The 19,079-nt window shown below is 64.3% G+C and carries 16 protein-coding genes and 1 tRNA gene; all 17 read left to right on the forward strand.

Annotated elements, in window-relative coordinates; translation table 11 throughout:
- The first annotated feature begins 55 nt into the window (after positions 1-55).
- The 17 genes from FYK34_RS00105 (at position 56) to FYK34_RS00185 (ending at position 19,021) form a co-directional block, all read left to right on the forward strand.
- Positions 56-796, forward strand: a complete 741-nt coding sequence (locus tag FYK34_RS00105; protein WP_149294497.1) for an SPOR domain-containing protein — start codon at positions 56-58, stop codon at positions 794-796.
- A gap of 28 nt (positions 797-824) precedes the next feature.
- Positions 825-1,436 carry a thiol:disulfide interchange protein DsbA/DsbL gene (locus FYK34_RS00110; protein ID WP_149294498.1) on the forward strand — a complete coding sequence of 204 codons (612 nt, stop codon included), beginning with the start codon at positions 825-827 and terminating at the stop codon, positions 1,434-1,436.
- Positions 1,437-1,562: 126 nt separating this feature from the next.
- A tRNA-Met gene (locus FYK34_RS00115) sits at positions 1,563-1,639 on the forward strand.
- A 663-nt stretch (positions 1,640-2,302) separates the two neighbouring features.
- On the forward strand, positions 2,303-3,244 hold the full coding sequence (gene cyoA, locus FYK34_RS00120) for a ubiquinol oxidase subunit II (protein WP_149294499.1): 942 nt from the start codon (positions 2,303-2,305) through the stop codon (positions 3,242-3,244).
- Positions 3,245-3,250: 6 nt separating this feature from the next.
- Positions 3,251-5,293, forward strand: coding sequence for a cytochrome o ubiquinol oxidase subunit I (gene cyoB / locus FYK34_RS00125; RefSeq protein ID WP_149294500.1), 2,043 nt, complete (start codon positions 3,251-3,253; stop codon positions 5,291-5,293).
- A 15-nt stretch (positions 5,294-5,308) separates the two neighbouring features.
- Positions 5,309-5,920: a cytochrome o ubiquinol oxidase subunit III gene (gene cyoC / locus FYK34_RS00130; RefSeq protein ID WP_149294501.1), complete on the forward strand. Its 612-nt coding sequence runs from the start codon at positions 5,309-5,311 to the stop codon at positions 5,918-5,920.
- Positions 5,920-6,240 carry a cytochrome o ubiquinol oxidase subunit IV gene (gene cyoD / locus FYK34_RS00135; RefSeq protein WP_149294502.1) on the forward strand — a complete coding sequence of 107 codons (321 nt, stop codon included), beginning with the start codon at positions 5,920-5,922 and terminating at the stop codon, positions 6,238-6,240. The genes cyoC and cyoD overlap by 1 nt, the downstream gene beginning before the upstream one ends.
- Before the next feature lie 11 nt (positions 6,241-6,251).
- A complete protein-coding gene (cyoE, locus tag FYK34_RS00140; protein ID WP_149294503.1) occupies positions 6,252-7,163 on the forward strand; it encodes a heme o synthase in 912 nt (303 codons plus the stop codon).
- Positions 7,164-7,845: 682 nt separating this feature from the next.
- Positions 7,846-9,261 (forward strand): MFS transporter, encoded by a 1,416-nt coding sequence (locus FYK34_RS00145; protein ID WP_196782554.1) that lies wholly within the window; start codon positions 7,846-7,848, stop codon positions 9,259-9,261.
- A 39-nt stretch (positions 9,262-9,300) separates the two neighbouring features.
- Positions 9,301-12,648, forward strand: coding sequence for a non-ribosomal peptide synthetase (locus tag FYK34_RS00150; RefSeq protein ID WP_196782558.1), 3,348 nt, complete (start codon positions 9,301-9,303; stop codon positions 12,646-12,648).
- Positions 12,648-14,231 carry a GMC family oxidoreductase gene (locus FYK34_RS00155; RefSeq protein ID WP_149294505.1) on the forward strand — a complete coding sequence of 528 codons (1,584 nt, stop codon included), beginning with the start codon at positions 12,648-12,650 and terminating at the stop codon, positions 14,229-14,231. Before FYK34_RS00150 ends, FYK34_RS00155 begins: the two co-directional genes overlap by 1 nt.
- Positions 14,228-14,962: a thioesterase II family protein gene (locus FYK34_RS00160; RefSeq protein ID WP_149294506.1), complete on the forward strand. Its 735-nt coding sequence runs from the start codon at positions 14,228-14,230 to the stop codon at positions 14,960-14,962. The genes FYK34_RS00155 and FYK34_RS00160 overlap by 4 nt, the downstream gene beginning before the upstream one ends.
- Positions 14,959-16,089: an acyl-CoA dehydrogenase family protein gene (locus FYK34_RS00165; protein WP_149294507.1), complete on the forward strand. Its 1,131-nt coding sequence runs from the start codon at positions 14,959-14,961 to the stop codon at positions 16,087-16,089. Before FYK34_RS00160 ends, FYK34_RS00165 begins: the two co-directional genes overlap by 4 nt.
- A 30-nt stretch (positions 16,090-16,119) precedes the next feature.
- Positions 16,120-16,986: a GNAT family N-acetyltransferase gene (locus tag FYK34_RS00170; protein WP_149294508.1), complete on the forward strand. Its 867-nt coding sequence runs from the start codon at positions 16,120-16,122 to the stop codon at positions 16,984-16,986.
- Between the two features lie 28 nt (positions 16,987-17,014).
- Positions 17,015-17,533, forward strand: a complete 519-nt coding sequence (locus FYK34_RS00175) for a group II truncated hemoglobin (RefSeq protein ID WP_196782560.1) — start codon at positions 17,015-17,017, stop codon at positions 17,531-17,533.
- Positions 17,534-17,605: 72 nt separating this feature from the next.
- The gene (gene cysE / locus FYK34_RS00180) at positions 17,606-18,415 is read left to right on the forward strand and encodes a serine O-acetyltransferase (RefSeq protein WP_231137329.1); all 810 of its coding nucleotides are present in this window, start codon (positions 17,606-17,608) and stop codon (positions 18,413-18,415) included.
- A gap of 33 nt (positions 18,416-18,448) precedes the next feature.
- Positions 18,449-19,021, forward strand: a complete 573-nt coding sequence (locus FYK34_RS00185) for a flavoprotein (protein WP_149294509.1) — start codon at positions 18,449-18,451, stop codon at positions 19,019-19,021.
- Positions 19,022-19,079 lie beyond the last annotated feature (58 nt).

Consider the following 19,079-nt stretch of genomic DNA (forward strand, 5'->3'; position numbering starts at 1 on the left):
ATCAACCCGGATGGCATCGCTTCCATCCGTTTGACAACAATAGCGGTAGTGGTGAATGGCAAATCGAGATCTGAAAAATTCTCCTCGTCCGTCTCGCGGACGCGGCAACTCCTCCTCTTCGCGCAGCGGCGGCGGGGGGCTGATGGCCGGCCTGATCATGGGCCTGATCATCGGCGTTGCGGTGGCGGTGGGATTAGCCATGTATCTCAATCGGTCGCCGGAGCCGTTTCAAGTAAAGAACGCGCACAAGGCGGAAACGACCCAAGCGCCAACGCCAACTGAATTGCTGGCGCCGGGAACCAAGATCGCCGAGGAGCCGCCTGCAGGGCCGGCTTCCGCGCCCGCGCCCGCCCCTGCGCGCGCCACGCTGGACAGTACCGACTCGGTTCCATTGCCACCGCCGGCGCCGCATGAGGCCAAGCCTAAGCCGGCTGCGCCGGCGAAAAGCGGCAAGGACGATCAGCGCTTTGATTTCTACAAGATACTGCCGGGTCAAGTGGATGCGGTGACGTCGGATGCCAAGGGCGACAAAGGTGGGGAACCTTCGACTGGCGCTTCGGCCAAAAAGGTCTACCTGCAGCTGGGTGCCTTCCAGAACCAGGATGAAGCGGATAACTTGAAGGCCAAGCTGGCCTTGCTGGGCGTGGAGGCCAAGATCCAGTCGGTCAACGTGCCGGACAAGGGCATGGTGCACCGGGTTCGAGTCGGACCTTTGAGCCGTCCGGACGATGTGGACAGGTTGAAGGCGCAATTGAAGCAGAACGGCATCGCCGCCAGCGTGGTGAAGGCCGAGTAGTCGATCCAAGCAAACACGGGAAAACAAGATGAAGAAATGGTTGTTATTGTTGCTGCTGGCGGCCAGCGGCATGGCGAACGCGGCACTGGAGCTGGGCAAGGACTACACCATGCTGAGCACGCCGCAGCCGGTGGCAGATCCGAAAAAAGTGGAAGTGATCGAGTTCTTCTCTTATCACTGCATCCATTGCTATGACGATGATCCGGCGATGAATGCCTGGGCCAAGAAGCTGCCGGCCGACGTGAGCTTCCGCAAGGAGCAGATCGTTTGGCAAAAGTCGATGGAGGGCTTCGCCCGCATGTTCGCCACCTTCAAGGCGACCGGCACGCTGGACAAGCTGCACCGCGCGGCGTTTGACGCGCAGATCAAGCAGCGCATCAACCTGGCGGATCCGCAGCAGTTCACTTCCTGGATCAAGCAGCAGAAGGGCGTGGACAGCGCCAAGTTGCTGCAGACCTACAACTCCTTCGGCATCAACGCCCAGGTGGCGCGCGCGACGCAGATCACGCGCGATTACCAGATCCAGGGCACGCCGACGGTCATCATCAACGGCAAATACGTGGTGGTGACCAGCACGCCGGAGCGCATGACCCAGGTCATGAACGAGTTGATCGCCAAGGCGCGCAGCGAGAAAAAGTAAGCGCGTCGGGCGCGTTGAGGAAAGGGCGGCCTGGCCGCCCTTTTTGCATCGGGTGGCGCTGGAAATAAATATGTAAAAAAGCCTTGACGCATTAGTGGGGGAGCGGTATTATTCGTTCTCTCCTGACGCGGGGTGGAGCAGTCTGGTAGCTCGTCGGGCTCATAACCCGAAGGTCGTAGGTTCGAATCCTGCCCCCGCAACCAAATCCAGAAAAGCCGAATCTTAATAGATTCGGCTTTTTGCGTTCCTCCCGTCGCTTCTTTCAAACTGTGGCCGCTGCGCTGCAATATCAGTATAAATCTAATTGTAACAAAATGTAGCGCGTCAGATGGCGGCGATTCGTCAAGTACAATGTCTTAAACCATTGTCAGGGTTATAGATTTTGCCACCCCCGCATATTGATGCTAATCAACCGAATTGCATATCCTGGCCGGAGCGTCTGTTGATCTTCGTCAAGGCCCTTGAAATATCAGGCAAAACTGTTTCTAATACGCCCGCTTGAGGCCTGCCTGCGACGAATTGCCGCAGCGGCATAGCGTGAAATACTGATGTTCGTGTTTGCCGGATGCCTGTCTTCCTGCGCCGTACGCCGGCGCTCACCCGGACAGTGGGTCTTCAGCTGTCACCTCATCGACCGGAGACGACGCTAGCGTCGGCTCCCCCGGAGCGAATCCGCCGTGGAAACGGATGCGCATCGGCGAATCGCGGAATCCGCGAGCCCTAAAACCTGTGGTTTTGCCTGACGGCCTGTCCCTCTTTGTTGGGGCGCGGCCGTCTGCTGGACATTTTTCTGGCGTTGGAGCGTGGCTCGCAACGCCCGTTGCGCATCGGCGCGTTGAAGGATTTTTAACCCGTAAAGTCGTAAGATGAGAAACCATAGACCCTCCCGCCTGTTGTGGGGGCTTTCTCCGCTCTTCGCACTGCTGCTCTCGGGATGTCAAGGCGGTATCCTTGACCCCAAGGGCCCGGTCGCAGCCGAGCAGAAGTCCCTGATCATCACGGCAACCGCGCTGATGCTGCTGGTGGTCATCCCGGTGATCGTGATGACCCTGGTTTTCGCCTGGAAATACCGCGCCAGCAACAAGGACGCCGCCTACGAGCCGAAGTGGTCGCATTCGACCAAGATCGAGCTGGTGGTCTGGCTGATCCCCTGCGTCATCATCGCCTTCCTGGCGACGCTGACCTGGCACACCACGCACAAGCTGGACCCGTACCGTCCGCTGGATTCGGACAAGAAACCGATCCAAGTGCAAGTGGTGGCGCTGAACTGGAAGTGGTTGTTCATCTATCCGGAACAGCAAATCGCCACCGTCAACGAGCTGGTGTTCCCGGCGGATACGCCGGTGAACTTCAAGATCACCTCCGATGCGGCGATGAACTCCTTCTTCATCCCGCAGCTTGGCGGCCAGATCTACGCCATGGCCGGGATGCAGACCCAGCTGCACCTGCTGGCGAGCGAGCCGGGCACCTATCACGGCTTCTCGTCCAACTACAGCGGCGCCGGTTTCTCCGGCATGAAGTTCAACGCCATCGCCACCAAGACCCCGGCCGAGTTCGACGCCTGGGTGGCCAAGGTGAAGGCCTCCGGCCAGAAGCTGGATGCGCCGAACTACTTGCAGCTGCTGAAGCCTAGCGAGAAGAATCCGGTGGCCTACTACGCGTCGACCACGCCGTACCTGTTTGAGGCCGTGCTGCACAAGTACATGGCCGGTCGTCCGTCCCTGGCCGACAGCGATGACGCCATCAAGCTGGCCAAGATGACCAAAGAACTGTGCGCCGCCATCACGCCGCCGGTTGTCAAGGAGTAAAGATTGATGTGGTTAGGTAAACTGACTCTGGACGCGATTCCGTACCATGAGCCCATCATCATGGGGGCGCTTGGCGGCGCCGGCCTGATCGGGCTGATGCTGTTCGCGCTCATCACCAAGTTCGGTAAGTGGGGCTATCTCTGGAAAGAGTGGCTGACTTCGGTCGATCACAAGAAAATCGGCGTGATGTACATCATCGTCGCCATGATCATGCTGCTGCGCGGCTTCGCCGACGCGCTGATGATGCGTACCCAATTGGCCGTCGCCACCGGCGGCAGCCACGGCATTTTCCCGCCGGAACACTATGATCAGATCTTCACCGCCCACGGCGTGATCATGATCATCTTCATGGCGATGCCGTTCATGACCGGCCTGATGAACATCGTGGTGCCGCTGCAAATCGGCGCGCGCGACGTGGCCTTCCCCTTCCTGAACTCGCTGAGCTTCTGGCTGCTGGTTTCGGCCGTGATCCTGGTCAACCTGTCGCTGGGTGTGGGCAACTTCGCCCGCACCGGCTGGGTGGCCTATCCGCCGCTGGCCGAACTGGGCTTCAGTCCTGACGTGGGGGTGGATTACTACATCTGGGCCCTGCAGTTGTCAGGCCTAGGGACGACGCTGACGGCCATCAACTTCCTGGTGACCGTGATCAAGATGCGCGCCCCGGGCATGAAGCTGATGGAAATGCCGATCTTCACCTGGACCTGCACCTGGGCCAACGTGCTGATCGCCACCTCCTTCCCGATCCTGACCGGCGCCCTGGCCATGCTGACGCTGGACCGCTACCTCGACTTCCACTTCTTCACCGCGGAAGCGGGCGGCAACGCCATGATGTACCTGAACCTGTTCTGGGCCTGGGGCCACCCCGAGGTGTACATTCTGGTTCTGCCGGCCTTCGGCATTTTCTCGGAAGTGGTTTCCACTTTCGCCGGCAAGCGCCTGTTCGGCCACAAGTCCATGATCTACGCCAGCGGCGCGATCTCCATCCTGGGTTTCATGGTTTGGCTGCACCACTTCTTCACCATGGGCTCCGGCGCCAATGTGAACGCCTTCTTCGGCATCGCGACGATGATCATCTCGATCCCGACCGGCGTGAAGCTGTTCAACTGGCTGTTCACCATCTACAAGGGCCGCCTGCGCTTTGAAACCCCTATCCTGTGGACCCTGGGTTTCATGGTGACCTTCTCCATCGGCGGCATGACCGGCGTGCTGATGGCGGTGCCGGGCGCGGACTTTGTGCTGCACAACAGCCTGTTCCTGATCGCCCACTTCCATAACACCATCATCGGCGGCGCCGTGTTCGGCTATCTGGCCGGCTTCACCTTCTGGTTCCCCAAGGTGTTCGGCTTCAAGCTGGAGCCTAAGCTTGGCAAGGCCGCGTTCTGGTTCTGGCAGATCGGCTTCATGTTCGCCTTCATGCCGCTGTACGTGCTGGGCTTCATGGGCATGACCCGTCGCCTGAACTACACCACCAATCCGGAATACGAGCCGTGGCTGTATGTGGCCCTGTTCGGCGCGCTGCTGATCGCTTGCGGCATCGGCTGCCAGTTGCTGCAGATCGTGGTCAGCGTGATCAAGCGCAACGAACTGAAGGACGAAACCGGCGACCCGTGGAACGGCCATACCCTGGAATGGTCCACTTCCTCCCCGGCGCCGTTCTACAACTTCGCCAAGCTGCCGCAGGTGCATGACATCGACGCCTTCACCGACATGAAGGAAAAGGGCGTGGCTTACGCGGTGCCGAAGTCCTACGAGCCTATCCACATGCCGCGGAACACTTCGGCCGGCGTTTTCATCGGCGCCTTCGCCACGGTGTTCGGCTTTGCGATGATCTGGCACATCTGGTGGCTGGCCATCGTCGGTCTGCTGGGCATCATCGGCAGCATGCTGGCCCGCGCCTACGACAACAACCTGGACTACTACGTGCAGCCGGATGAAGTGGAAGCCATCGAGCGCGCCCGCTTCGAGAAGCTGGGCATCGATGTGGACAACTACACCGAGCGCGATCAGACGAAGCCGAAGAAGGCTGCCCGTCCGACCACGACCGCGTAACAGGCTGGATTTGACATGACGACAATTGTAAAAGATGCGCATGGCGCGCATGAGGACCACGAGCACCACGACAGCGGCAAGCAAACTGTCCTGGGCTTCTGGTTCTACCTGATGACCGACTGCATTCTGTTCGCGACGGCGTTCGCGGCGTATGCGGTGCTGTTCCGCAACGTGGCGGAAGGCGTGTCTGGCAAGGACATCTTCGAACTGCCGTACGTGCTGGTGGAAACCGCGGCCCTGCTGCTGTCTTCCATCACCTACGGCTTCGCGATGATCGCCGGCCACAAGGGCAACAAGTCCGCGGTGCTGGGCTGGCTGTTCGTGACCTTCCTGTTCGGCGCGGCCTTTATCGGGCTGGAAATCAATGAATTCCATCACCTGATCGCCGAAGGGCACGGCCCGAACCAGAGCGCCTTCCTGTCGGCCTTCTTCGGCCTGGTGGGCCTGCACGGCCTGCACGTGACCGGCGGCCTGCTGTGGATGGCCGTGATGATGATGGAAGTGGCCAAGACCGGCTTGACCGGCCGCGCCATGACCCGCCTGAACTGCCTGTCGCTGTTCTGGCACTTCCTCGACATCGTGTGGATTTGCGTGTTCACCGTCGTCTACCTGAAAGGAGCCATGTGATGAGTCACGCGCATGAGCATGAGAACCACGGCAGCGTGAAGAGCTATGCAGTCGGCTTCGTGCTGTCGGTGATCCTCACCGCCATTCCGTTCTGGATGGTGATGGGCGGTGCCTTCACCAAGCAAGCCACGCTGATCGGCATCTTCGCCCTGGCCGTGGTGCAGATCGTGGTGCATCTGAAGTACTTCCTGCACCTGGACTTCAGCAAGGAAGGCAAGCTCAACAGCTTCTCCTTCCTGTTCACCGGCATGGTGATCGTGCTGCTGGTCGGCCTGTCGATCTGGATCATCTACACCGCCGACTCGCTGATGATGCGCTAAGGACGGACCCGTTGAAGTTCAAACGCTATCTTCAGGTCACCAAGCCGGGCATCATCTTCGGCAACCTGATCTCGGCCGCCGGCGGTTTCCTGCTGGCGGCGCAGGGTTCGATCGACTGGTGGCTGCTCGCGGCCACCGTCATCGGCTTGTCGTTGGTGGTGGCTTCCGGCTGCGCGATCAACAACTGCATAGACCAGGATATCGACGCCAAGATGGCCCGCACCCAGAAACGGGTGCTGGTCACCGGCGCGATGAGCACCAAGGCGGCGCTGGCGCACGGCATCGTGTTGGGCGCGGCCGGTTTCGCCCTGCTGTGGTTCGGCACCAATCCGCTGGCCACCGGCTGCGTGCTGTTCGGCTTCATCATCTATGTGGGCGTGTACAGCCTGTACATGAAGCGCAACTCGGTGTACGGCACCGTGGTGGGCAGCCTGTCCGGCGCGGTGCCGCCGGTGGCTGGCTACTGCGCCGTCACCGGCCGCTTCGACATGGGCGCGGCCATCCTGCTGGTGATGTTCAGCTTGTGGCAGATGCCGCATTCCTACGCCATCGCCATCTTCCGTTTCAAGGACTATGAGGCGGCCGGCATTCCGGTGCTGCCAGTGGTGAAGGGCATTTCCGCCGCCAAGCAGCAGATCGTGCTCTACATCCTGGCCTTCGCGGCGGCGACGGTGATGCTGGTGTTCGGCGGCTACGCCGGCTACGGCTACCTGGCTGTGGCCTGCGCCACCAGCCTGTGGTGGCTGAAGATGGCGTTGTCCGGCTACAAGCGCGAGGTGGATGACCGCGCCTGGGCGCGCCAGGTGTTCTTCTTCTCCATCATCACCATCACCTCGCTGAGCGTGATGATGGCGCTGGATGGCCAGACGCCGGGCGAAAGCCATCGCCCGCTGCTGACCGCGGACGCGGGCATGTATCGCTGAGCCGGAAAGAACCGCTCACACCACGGGGAGTCGCGAAAGCGGCTCCCCGTTTTTCATGCGCGGCTGCCGCAGCCATCCGGCCATCCGTTCCCCGCACTTGCCATACGGGATGGCGCAGGGGAGGGCTCAAGGAGCGGCGACGTCTCCAGGCTGGCGCGTGTCGCTGGAGCCGGATGTTGATTTCCCGTCCTTCCTTTCCCGATTTTTCCCCTTCTTTGAATTCGCAGGCCGGCGCATCGCGCCCTGCCGCGGCCCTGTCGCGCAATGGCATGACCTGTCCTAATTAACGGCCTGTTCGGGCCATTCCTGCCAATATTTTGCTGCTTTTGCGCAACAGTTAAGGCGATTGCCGCCATGCTTCGCGCCGAAGCCGCGCGCTGGAGAAGCGAAGAGCAAGCGGTAGCGGGTTCGAATTGGTATTGCTTCTCATTTTAAATCAATGCCCGGCGCGCCTTGTCGCTGCGCGAGCATGCCCAAGGAATGGCGTCTAGCACAAGCCATGCCGCATGCCAAGTTTGTTCTGTGGATTGCTAATCAGGAAAATCAATATGCGATTGACATCGGCCATGATATTCATCAAACATTCAATGAATTTATTTATGGTTTGACTGGGATTGATCGAGATATTGATCGGTTTTCATCGAATGGATGTGCGCTTGTTTTTTTATCTGAGGAGTGTGTCGTGAGTTCACAAGAGGGTGGGGCGCCTAACGCCCATGCTGCGCGGCAGCGCAGAGCTTTTTCCACATTGGCCATCGTGCAGGCGACGCTGATTTTCGCCATCACCTTGGTCGCGGTGCCGCTGCCCAATATCGGCAAGGAGTTTGGCCTGGACACGGCGGCGCTGATTCTGGTGAATGCCGCTTATGGCCTGGCCTTCAGCGGCCTGCTGTTGTTTGGCGGCCGGCTGGCCGACCGTTTCGGCGGCAAGCCGGTCTTCATCGCGGGACTGTTGGTGTTTGGCGGCGCCTCGGCCGCCGCTGCGTTGTCGCCCAGCTTCCTCGTGCTGATCGCGATGCGCTTTCTGCAGGGCGTGGGCGCGTCCATGGTCGCGCCGGCTGCGCTGTCCTTGCTGCGCGGCGCTTTTCCGGAACCGGCGGCTTTCGGCCGCGCCATGGCGAGCTGGGGCAGCGTTTCCGTGCTGGGCGCCACGGCGGGCACGGTGATCTCTGGCGTGATGATCACTTGGCTGTCCTGGCGCTGGATGTTCATGGTGCCGGTGGCGGTCAGCGTCTTCGCCTTGCTGGTGCAGGGCGCCTGGCTGCCGGCCTCGCCTGAGCGGCGCGGGAGCGAAGGGTTGGACCTGTGGGGCGCGGTCCTGGCCACGGCCGGCATTTCGCTCTCCAGCTATGGCCTGATCCTGACCGGCGAAGCCGGCTGGCTGTCTCGCGGGGTGATGTTGCCGTTGCTGGTCGGCGTGGCCTTGCTGCTGGCTTTCTTCATGGTGGAGCGGCGCGCCGCCTCGCCGCTCTTGCCCCCCGGCTTCATCGCGCCGCGCAGGCTGGCAGGCCTGATAGGCGTGATGCTGGCGGCTGCCAGCATGGGCACGGTGTCTTTCCTGTGGTCGCTATACCTGCAGCAGGTGCGAGGCTGGACGCCGCTGTCGACCGCCCTGGGCTTTTTGCCCTATCTGCTGGTGCTGATCGCCTCCAGCCGCATCGCCGCTCCGCTGACCGGACGCCTGGGGGCCACCCGCTTGCTGCAGGGCGGCCTGGCGATAGGCGCCGTGGGCCTGGCGCTGTTGGCCGGGCTGGATCGGCACTCCGCCTATCTGACGGACCTGTTGCCGGGTCTGATCGTACTGCCCATCGGCACCGCGATGATGTTCGCAAGTTCAGCCGTCATCGCCACCAGCGATGTGCCGCCGCATCAGTCCGGCCTGGCGGGGGGCGTGATGAATACCGCCATGGAGCTGGGGCCGACCTTGGGCATGGCCATCTTCATGTCGGTAGCCGCGTTGCGGACGGATGCGGTTGAAGGCTATGCCTGGGCGCTGTGGGCCGCTGCCGTCTCCTTCGTGGTGGCGGCGCTGTTGGTGGGCAGGCTGGCGCGCATGCGAGGCGTGTCCGAAGGCCAGCTGGCGACGCAGAAACTGTAGGTTTCGCAGTTCAAGACAAAGCAATCACAAGGAGAACACATGCACACCATCATCGAGGCGATCCGAGCCTGCGGTTTGACGGCCATGGCAGGGGCCGAGCGGGACGATGAGCACGAAGCCGCCAGCGCGGAACAGATCCGCTTGCTGCTGCAAGGTGGTTTGCCGCGTGAGGACGCCGCTGCGGAGCCGATGCAGCGGGACGATGAGGCCTTCGCGCTGACCGATATCCAGTATGCCTACCTGATAGGCCGCAACCCCGGCCTGGAGCTGGGGGGCATTGCCAGCGCTTTCTATCAGGAGTGGGAGGTGGAGGCGCTGGACCTGGCGCGCCTGGAGCACGCCTTGGCCAGCACGGTGGAGCGCCACGCCGCGTTGCGGACGGCGATCCGCGATGGCGGCGAGCAAGCCGTGGCGGTGGCGGCGCCTAGCTGTCGCATAGCCTTGACCGACACGCGCGCCTGGGATGAGGCGGCGCGCACGCGTCATCTGGATGCGGAACGGCAGCGCATGCGCCATACCATGCTGCCTTTGAACCAGGCTTCGCCGTTTGAGATCCGGGCCTCCTTGCTGGAGGGGGGCGTGACCCGGCTGCATCTGTTGTTCGATCTGATGTTTCTGGATCTGCGCAGCGTGCGCATCATCATGCGGGACTGGTGGCGCGCCTATTCCGGCCAGCCGCAGGCGGCCTTGCCGGCCCAGGCCTCCTTCGCCGGCTATCGCGCGGCGGAAGCGGCGCGGCAGGCCGGCCCCTGGGGGGCGCGCGATCGCCAATACTGGCTGAGCCGGCTGGACGCGATGAGCGCCGCGCCGGAGCTGCCGCTGGACACCTCCCCCGAGCATCTGACGCCGCCGCTTACGGTTCGCGCCAGCCGCGAGTTGAGCGCGGACAAGCTGGCCGCCTTGCGCGGCGTGGCTGCCAGCAGGGGGCTGACCGCGGAGAGCCTGATGTTGGGCGCCTATGTGGAAACGCTGCGCCAGTGGTCCAAGCAGCAGGCGTTCACTTTGACGCTGACGACGTTTGGCCGCCGGCCGCACTTCGATGGCGTAGCCGATATCGCGGGCAACTTTCTGCAACCGCTGCTGCTGCCGATCACCGCCGAGGCGGGCGAAAGCTTTGCCGAGCGGCTGGCCAAGGTGCAAACCGATTTGCTCTGCCACCGCTGGCATGCCGGTTACAGCGGCATCCAGTTGTTGCGCGAACAGGCGCGCCAACAGGGCCAGCGCGTATCCGGCTCGCCGGTGGTGTTCAGCAATATGCTGGACGCCGACCTGAACGAGCTGGTGGAGGAGGGCGGCTGGCCAGGCGCGCGCATGGTGTATGAACGCAACCAGACGCCGCAGGTGTGGCTGGAAAACCAGCTGACGCGAGACGGCGACATCCTGCGCGTGAACTGGAACCATGTGGATGGCCTGTTCCCGGCAGGCATGGTCGAGGACATGCTCGATTGCTATATGGCCTTGTTGGCGCGCTGCCTTGGCGACGAGGGGGTGTGGACCACCCGCGGCGCGGTGACGGCGCTGCCGGCGGCGGACCTGGCGGAGCGCGAGTGCGCCAACGCCACGGAAACGCCGCTGCCGCTGGCCCTGCTGCATGAGCTGGTTCTGCAACGCGCCCGCAGCCAGGCCGACGCGGTGGCGGTGCAGCAGGGCGACGCCAGCATGAGCTTTGGCGAGCTGGCACGCCGCGCCGGCGCGATCGCGCAAGCCATCCGCAGCCAGACCGAGGTGAAGCCTGGCGAGATGATAGCGGTATCGTTGCCGCAAGGTCCGGAGCTGATCGCCGCCATTTTGGGCGCGCTGATTGCCGGCGGCGCCTATGTCGCGATAGACCCGACCTTGCCCGCCGAGCGCCGTCAGAGCCTGTTGCGCCGCTGCGCCGCGCGCGCGCTGCTGAGCCGCGGCGACATCCACCCGCAAGAAACGCACGCGGCGCTGCCGCGCATTGATGTGGAACGCGTGCCGGCAGGCGAGGCATGGCCGGAAGCGGCCTCGCTTCAGTCGCTGGATGATCTGGCCTATGTGATCTTCACCTCCGGCTCCACCGGCGAGCCCAAGGGCGTGATGATCAGTCACCGCAATGCCGCCAATACCGTGCTCGACATCAATCGCCGCTTCGGCGTGAGCCGTGACGACGCGGTGTTCTCGGTGGCGCCGGCCGGCTTCGATTTGTCCGTCTACGACTACTTCGGCGTGCTGGCGGCCGGCGGCCGCGTGGTGTTCCAGGATGTCGCCGGCGCGAGCGATCCGCAGGCATGGTGCCAGACGCTGATACAGCACCGGGTGACGATCTGGAACAGCGTGCCGGCGCCGGTCAAGGCGCTGGCCGATCGCTGCGGCGATGCGCTGGCGCAGACCGCGCTGCGGCTGGTGTTGATGAGCGGGGACTGGATTCCCATCGACCTGCCTGGCCGGATACGCGAGTGCCTGCCTGCGGTGGAGGTGGTCAGCCTCGGCGGCGCCACCGAAGGCTCGATCTGGTCCATCTGCCACCCGATCGAGCGGGTGGACCCGTCTTGGAGCAGCATCCCCTACGGCAAGCCGCTGGCCAACCAGCGCTTCCATGTGCTGAACGACTGGCTGGCCCCATGCCCGAAGTGGGTGACCGGCGAGCTCTATATCGCGGGTTGCGGCGTGGCCCAGGGGTATCTGGCCGATGCCGAGAAGACCGCGCAACGCTTCATCGTCGATCCGCGCAGCGGCGAGCGCTTATATAAGACGGGCGATCTGGGCCGTTATCTGGACGACGGCGTGATCGAAATCCTGGGCCGCGAGGACAACCAGGTGAAGATCAACGGCTACCGGGTGGAGCTGGGCGAGGTCGAGGCCTGCCTGCTGGAACACCCGGAGGCCAATCATGTGGTGCTGGACGCGCCGCGCCACGCCAAAACCGGGCAGCGCCACCTGGTCGCCTATGTGGCGGCGAAGACCCCGCCGCAGGGCGACGCCGGTTGGCAGAAGCTGCTGGATGGGCTGCGCGAGCTGGCGAGCAAGCAGCTGCCATCTTATATGGTGCCCAGCTACCTGGTGCCGGTGGACGAGATGCCGCTGACCGCCAACGGCAAGATCAACCGCGCGGCCTTGCCGCAGCCGTGGCAGGAGCGCGACGAGGCGGAGGCCGGCGCCGAGCCGGCGGGCGAGCTGGAAAACGAGCTGCTGGCGCTGTGGCGCAAGCAACTCCGGCATGAAGACTTCGGCGTGACCGACGGCTTTTTCGATATCGGCGGCGATTCGCTGCACGCGGTGGGCTTGCTCAGCGCCTTGCGCGACCGCTACGCGCTGACGCCGGAGCGTGAGCAGGACGTGATCGAAGGCCTGTTCATGAACGCCAGCATACGCGACTTCGCCAAGCTGCTGGATGGCCTGGCCGTTGTGGCGGAGGAGGCGTGATGGAGAACGCGACGATGACGAGCGGCGGCGAGTTCGACTTCATCGTGGTCGGCGGCGGGTCTGCCGGCTGCGTGATGGCGGCGCGGCTGTCGGAAAACGGCAAGCACCGCGTGCTGCTGCTGGAGGCCGGGCCGGCCTCCGATGCGGCGCGCGAAGACAGCCCGTTGCGCGACGCTTCGCGCCTGGTGCTGAGCGGCTACAACTGGGATTACGAAGCTCATGTGCGCGGCGACGGCGAGCGCGGCGGCCGGCGCAAGCCCTTTGCCTACAGCCTGGGCAAGGTGATGGGCGGATCGTCCGCCATCAATGGCGCGGTGGCGCTCCGGGCCTTCCCCAGCGACTTCGCCGCCTGGGAGAGCATGGGGTGTCCGACCTGGTCTTGGGACAAGGTACTGCCGTGGTTCCGCAAGATGGAGCATGACGTGGACCGCGCCGACGAATGGCACGGCAGCGATGGCCCGCTGCGGCTCAGACGGCCGGCCACGGGCGAGATCCATCCGCTGGACCAGGCGTTCTCCTTGTCTTGCCAGCGCCAGGGCATGCCTTATGCCGATGACCTGAACTTGGGCGAAGACCCGGCGGTGGGGCTGGTGCCGGCCAATGTGCGCGGCCAGTCCGAGCGGATGGACGTCTATCGCTCCTATCTGCAGCCGGTCCAGGGGCGCGCCAATCTGACCGTGAAAACCGGCGCCGAGGCGGCCGCGATCGTGTTCGAGGACCGCCGCGCCTGCGGCGTGGACGCAGTGGTGGATGGGCAGCGGCTGCGCTACGCGGCAAGGCGAGTGGTGTTGTGCGCCGGCGCGGTCGGCACGGCGGCCTTGCTGCAGCGCTCCGGGGTGGGCGATCCGGCGCAACTGAGGGAGGCCGGCATTCCGCTGCGCGCGGCCTTGCCGGCGGTGGGCCGCAACCTGACCGATCACGCCTCTTTGGTGCTGTGGGCCTTGCCCAAGCCCGGCGTATGCGTGCGGGGCCTGCCATGGCGCCAAGTGGCCGCCCGCGCCTGCAGCGGTTACGACGACAAGGTGGACGTGCAGATCGGCCTCTTGAACAACGTGGCCAGCGAGACCGTGCCCAGCTTCCAGGAGCGGGTGGCTTACCCGATGCTGGTGGGCGGCTCGGTCATGCTGATGCGGCCCAGGGCGCTGGGCGCGGTGCAGGCGCTGAGCGCGGATCCGGCCCAGCGGCCGCGGATAGACCTGCCCTTGAGCGACGACGAGGACATCGCCAGGCTGGCCGGCGGGGTGCGGCTACTATGGCGCGTGCTGAAGGATCCGCTGGTGTCCTGCTATCTGGACGGCGTGCAGTTCTGGTCCGAATCCATGATAGGCAACCCGGCGGTGGTGGCCAGCGCGGTGCGCAACCTGGTCAATCCCGGCTGGCATGCGGTCGGCACGGTGAGAATGGGGCCGGCATCGGATCCCGCCTGCGCGGCGGGGGAGGACGGCGCGGTGCACGGGCTGGACGGCTTGACGGTGGCGGATGCCTCGCTGTTCCCGACCATTCCATCCATGCCCACCAATCTGACCACCATCATGTTGGCGGAGCGGCTGGCTGCGACGCTGCTGGACAAGGAGCGAGCATGACGGCGCAGCCTCGTCGAGTGGTATACGCCTTTCCGCACGCCGGCGGCTCCGCCGCCCTGTATCGAGCCTGGCAGGCCGAGTCCTGGGATGACGGCTTGCTGGTGCCGGTGGAAATGCCCGGCCGCGGTTTGCGCATCCGCATGCCGGCCATGGAAAGCCTGCCCGAACTGACGGCCTGGCTGGCCGATCAACTGTGCGCGGACCTGCGCGAGAGGCAGGCGCAGGGCGTGGCAGAGTGGGCGACCTTCGGCCATAGCTTCGGCGGCGTGCTCAGCGTGATCGTCGCCAGCGAAATGAGCCGGCGCCATGGACTGACGCCGCGTTTCAGCGTGGTGTCGGCCTCGATCGCGCCCGCCATCCAGCCGGACGACGAGCGGCATCTGCTCAGCGACGAGCAGATCCTGGCCGTGGCCAGGGCCGACCAAGGCACGCCGGAGGCGGTGCTGCGAGAGCCGGCGCTGGCCGGCAGGGTGGTGGCCCAGCTGCGCTGCGATTACCGCTTGCGCCGGCAATTTTTGGCGCACCGCGGGCTGAGGGTGCCGCAGCCACTTCACTTGATAGGCGCCGAGCAAGACCCGCATGTCAGCTTGACGCAGTTGCGCGCCTGGGAACATCACAGCGAGGCCAGCGCCGCGCTGCACACCATACCCGGCGATCACTTCGCCATTTACCAGCATTGGCCGCGGGTACGCGACATTCTGTCGTTGTGTCCGCAGGAGTCAACCATATGAGTACGACACAGTTGGACGAATTTCGGCGGCATTGCCGCGATTTCCTGGCGCAAGCCGCCACGCCGCGGATGGCTCAGTGGGAGGCGCAAGGACGGGTGGACCGTGACTTCTGGGAGCAGGCCGGCGCGGCTGGCCTGCTGGGCATCGGCGTTAGCCGCGAGCTGGGTGGCCGCGGCGAGAGCGACTTCCGTTACCCCATGATCCTGATCGAGGAACTGATCCGCGCGGGCATGAGCGTGCCGGGGCTGGTGTCGCACAACGATGTCATCGCCAGCTACATCCTGACCCTGGGCACGCCGGAGCAGAAGCAACGCTGGTTGCCGGCGCTGTGCTCCGGCCGCGCCATCGGCGCGATCGCGATTACCGAGCCGCACGCCGGTTCCGACGCCAACGAGCTGACGACCCGCGCCGAGCGCCAGGGCGACCGCTATGAGCTGAATGGCAGCAAGGCCTATATCACCAACGGCCATAACGCCGATCTGGTGGTGGTGGCGGTGAAGACGGCGGATCCCCAGCGCGGCCAGGGCATCAGCCTGCTGGTGGCGGAGCGAGGCGCGGAGGGTTTCAGCCGCGGGCCGTTGCGCGCCAAGCTGGGCTGGCATGCCAGCGATACCACCGATCTGTTCTTCGAGCATTGCCTGCTGCCGGCGGACAACCTGCTGGGGCGGGAGAACCTAGGCAGCTTCTATTTCATGACGGCGATGATACGCGAGCGGCTGAGCATCTCCACCGTGGCGGTGGCCAGCATGGAAACGGCCTTGGAGCAAACCCTGGCCTATGCCAAGGCGAGAACCGTGTTCGGCCAGCCCGTGGGCAGCTTCCAGCACAACCGCTTCACGCTGGCCAAGCTGGATACCGAGATCCGCATCGCCCGCCTGTATCTGGACGACGCCATCACGCGTTTCAATGCCGGCGCGCTCAGCCTGGTGGACGCCGCGAGGCTCAAGCTATGGGTGACCGAACTGCAGAGCAAGGTCGCGGATCGCTGCCTGCAACTGCACGGCGCTGCCGGCTACATGGGCGAGTCCGGCATTGGCAAGAACTGGGTCAACAGCCGGGTGCAGCAGATTTACGGCGGCACCAGCGAAGTGCTGCAGGAGCTGATCAGCAAATCGATGGGGCTGTGAAACGTTGTCGCAGCCGAAAAGGAGGCGGGCATGACGGACGCTGGTAAGCCGACGCTTTGGCATGGCCGGCCGGGCAGCCTGGCGGAGTGGAGCGTGTCGCTGCAATGGGCCGAGCTTGAGGGCTGGGACCTGGGGGCGGGCGACGCCGAATGCTTTTTCGAGGCGGATCCGCAAGGCTTCTATCTGGGGTTTGTCGACGGCGAGCCGGCGGCGGCCATCTCGGTGGTCAATCTGGATGATGGCTACACCCATATGGGCCATTACCTGACGGCGCCGGCGCGCCGGGGCCAAGGTTGGGCGCGCCGCCTGTGGGAGCAGGCCATCTTGCATGCCGGCACCCGCACCCTGGGCGGCGACGGCATGCCGGCGCAGCTGCATAACTATGCGAAATGGGGATATGAAAGCCATTACCGCACCTTGCGCATGAGCGGCGCGCCGACGGCGCGCCTGCCTGCGGCGCCGGGCATCGAGCCGGTATCGGCTGCCAACCTGGAGGAAGCCTGCGGCTATGACCAGCAAACCTTGGGCGTGCGGCGCCACGCCATGCTGAGGGGCTGGTTCCTGGGGGCTGGCCGGCGCGGCTGGATCCGACGCGGGGCGGACGGCGGCATCGATGGCTTGATCGGGGCGCGGCTGTCCAGCCGAGGTTATCGGCTGGGCCCCTTTTACGCCGAGAACGAAGACGCTAGCCAGACGCTGCTGCGCCAAGCGCTGGCGTTTGTGCCAGCGGGCGCGGTCTTGACGCTGGATGTGCCGGAAAGCGCGGATGCCTTGATCCGGCAACTGCGGGCGTTGGGGCTGCGCGAGATTTTTCATACCTTCCGGATTTACCGCGGCGCGCCGCCGCGCGCTCGGGTCGAGCGGATACAGGCCATTGCCTCGCTGGAGCTGGGCTGAGCTTTTACCAATTTTCAAGGAGTGATTCATGGATCAGGTTATGGATTCGCCGCTGGCATGCGCGGGCGATCTGGATGAGCAGGCCTTGTTCGATCTTCCCACCCTGTTTGAATGGATGGGCGGCCGGGAAGCCTTGCGCAATTTGACGGAAACCTTTCACCCCAAGGTATTGAAGGATCCGCTGTTGGCCGAGATGTTCCGCGAGGTGCCGGACTTCCACGCCGAGCATCTGGCCATGTGGTTTGAGGAAGTGTTGGGCGGCGAGCCGCGCTACACCAATGAGCGCGGCGGCTTCAAGACCATGATAGGCATGCATCGCGGCCGCTCCATCCAACCGGAGCAGCGCAAGCGCTGGGTGGAACTGCTGATGGAGACCGCCGACGAGGTGGGCTTGCCCAGCGATCCTGAGTTCCGTTCGGCCTTTGCCGCCTATGTCGAGTGGGGCTCGCGCCGCGCGCAGGCCAACTCGCAGCCCGATGCGCCGCCCTCGCGGCGCGAGACCGTGCCGCGCTGGGGCTGGGGCGAGGCCAAGCCGGGCACGCCTTGAGCGGGCGCATTGTCGGGAAGAGCCGCGCGGCGGCTTGAGAGGCTGGACGCGCACTAACGCCATGGTAATGAAATGAAACGCGAACCCATCAAATTAAACGCAGGCATGATAGGCGACATGGAGGCCTTCTGGCGCCGCATGCGCTGTGGCATCGACGATCTGGAGCGATGCGAGCCCATGGTCTTCAGTTGCGTGCAGGCGCTGCTGAGCGAGGCGGGCTGCTTTCCTTCCGCCCTGGCCTGCATGCTATGCGAGCAGTTGTTCCACGGGCAGCCGGCGAGCGGACCGCTCAGACGCATGCTGCTGGATACCTTGCTCAGCCATCCGGATATCTGCCAGGCCGCCATGCGCGACTTGGCGGCATCCTGTGAGCGCGATCCCGCGTCGGACTGCGCCCTGCAAGTCTTCCTGTTCAGCAAGGGCTTTGTCGCCCTGCAGGCGCATCGGGTGGCGCACAAGCTGTGGCGCGATCGCGAGCAACGCTTCTCGGCCCAGCTGCTGCAGTTGCGCACGTCGATGGCTTGCGGCGTGGACATCCACCCGGCAGCCAGGCTGGGTTGCGGCCTTTTCCTGGACCATGCCACGGGTTTGGTGATAGGCGAGACCGCGGTGGTGGAAGACGATGTGTCGATACTGCACGACGTGACGCTGGGCGGCACAGGCAAACAGCGCGGCGATCGCCATCCCAAGGTCAGGCGCGGGGCGACGCTGTACGCCGGCGCCAAGATACTGGGCAATATCGAGGTGGGGGCCGGCGCGGTCGTGGCGGCGGGCAGCGTGGTGCTGAAGGATGTGCCGGCCTACGCCACCGTGGCGGGCGTGCCCGCCCGCATTGTCAAGGCGGGGATCATGCCGCCGGCTTTGTCCGCGCAATTGGCCTAGCGCCTGGAACGATACGATGAAAAGGAAACACCAATGCAATTGAAGCCAGCAACGGAAGGCCGGCGGCGCATTTTGCTGGGCGCTTGCGGCTCCGTGGACATTCTGACCCTGCCGCGATATCTGTCGGCGATCAAGACCGGCATAGACTGTGAGCTGACCGTGTTGATGACGAGCAGCGCCCAGGCTTTTCTGCCGGCTGCCAGCGTGGGCTTGTATGCGGATAGGGTGATAGCGGGAGAGCGGCCGGAGGACTGGCCGACCGATAAGCCCTCTCGCATCGTTGCCGACCACGACCTGCTGGTTGTGCTGCCCGCCACCGCGCATATGTTGGGGACTGCGGCGCAGGGCGCGGCGCCGAACCGGCTGGCCACGGTCATCCTGGCCTCCAATTTCCCGGTGCTGTTTTTTCCGGTGATGGGCGCGGTCATGTGGGAAAAGCCGGCCGTGCAGCGCAATGTGCGTCAGCTGCGAGAGGATGGTTACCAAGTGGTGGAGCCGGTATGGCATGAGAACTACGACGTGTCGCTGGGGCGGATGGTGGGCCATCCCTCGCTGCCCTTGCCGGAACAGGCGGTTGAGCTGATGCGCGCCAACCTGCGCCGCTGAGCGCAGGACAAAAAAACCGGCGGACACCCGCCGGTTTTTCATTTGCGCCCGCCGCGCG

The organism is Chromobacterium paludis (genome assembly GCF_008275125.1).
Classification (GTDB): domain Bacteria; phylum Pseudomonadota; class Gammaproteobacteria; order Burkholderiales; family Chromobacteriaceae; genus Chromobacterium; species Chromobacterium paludis.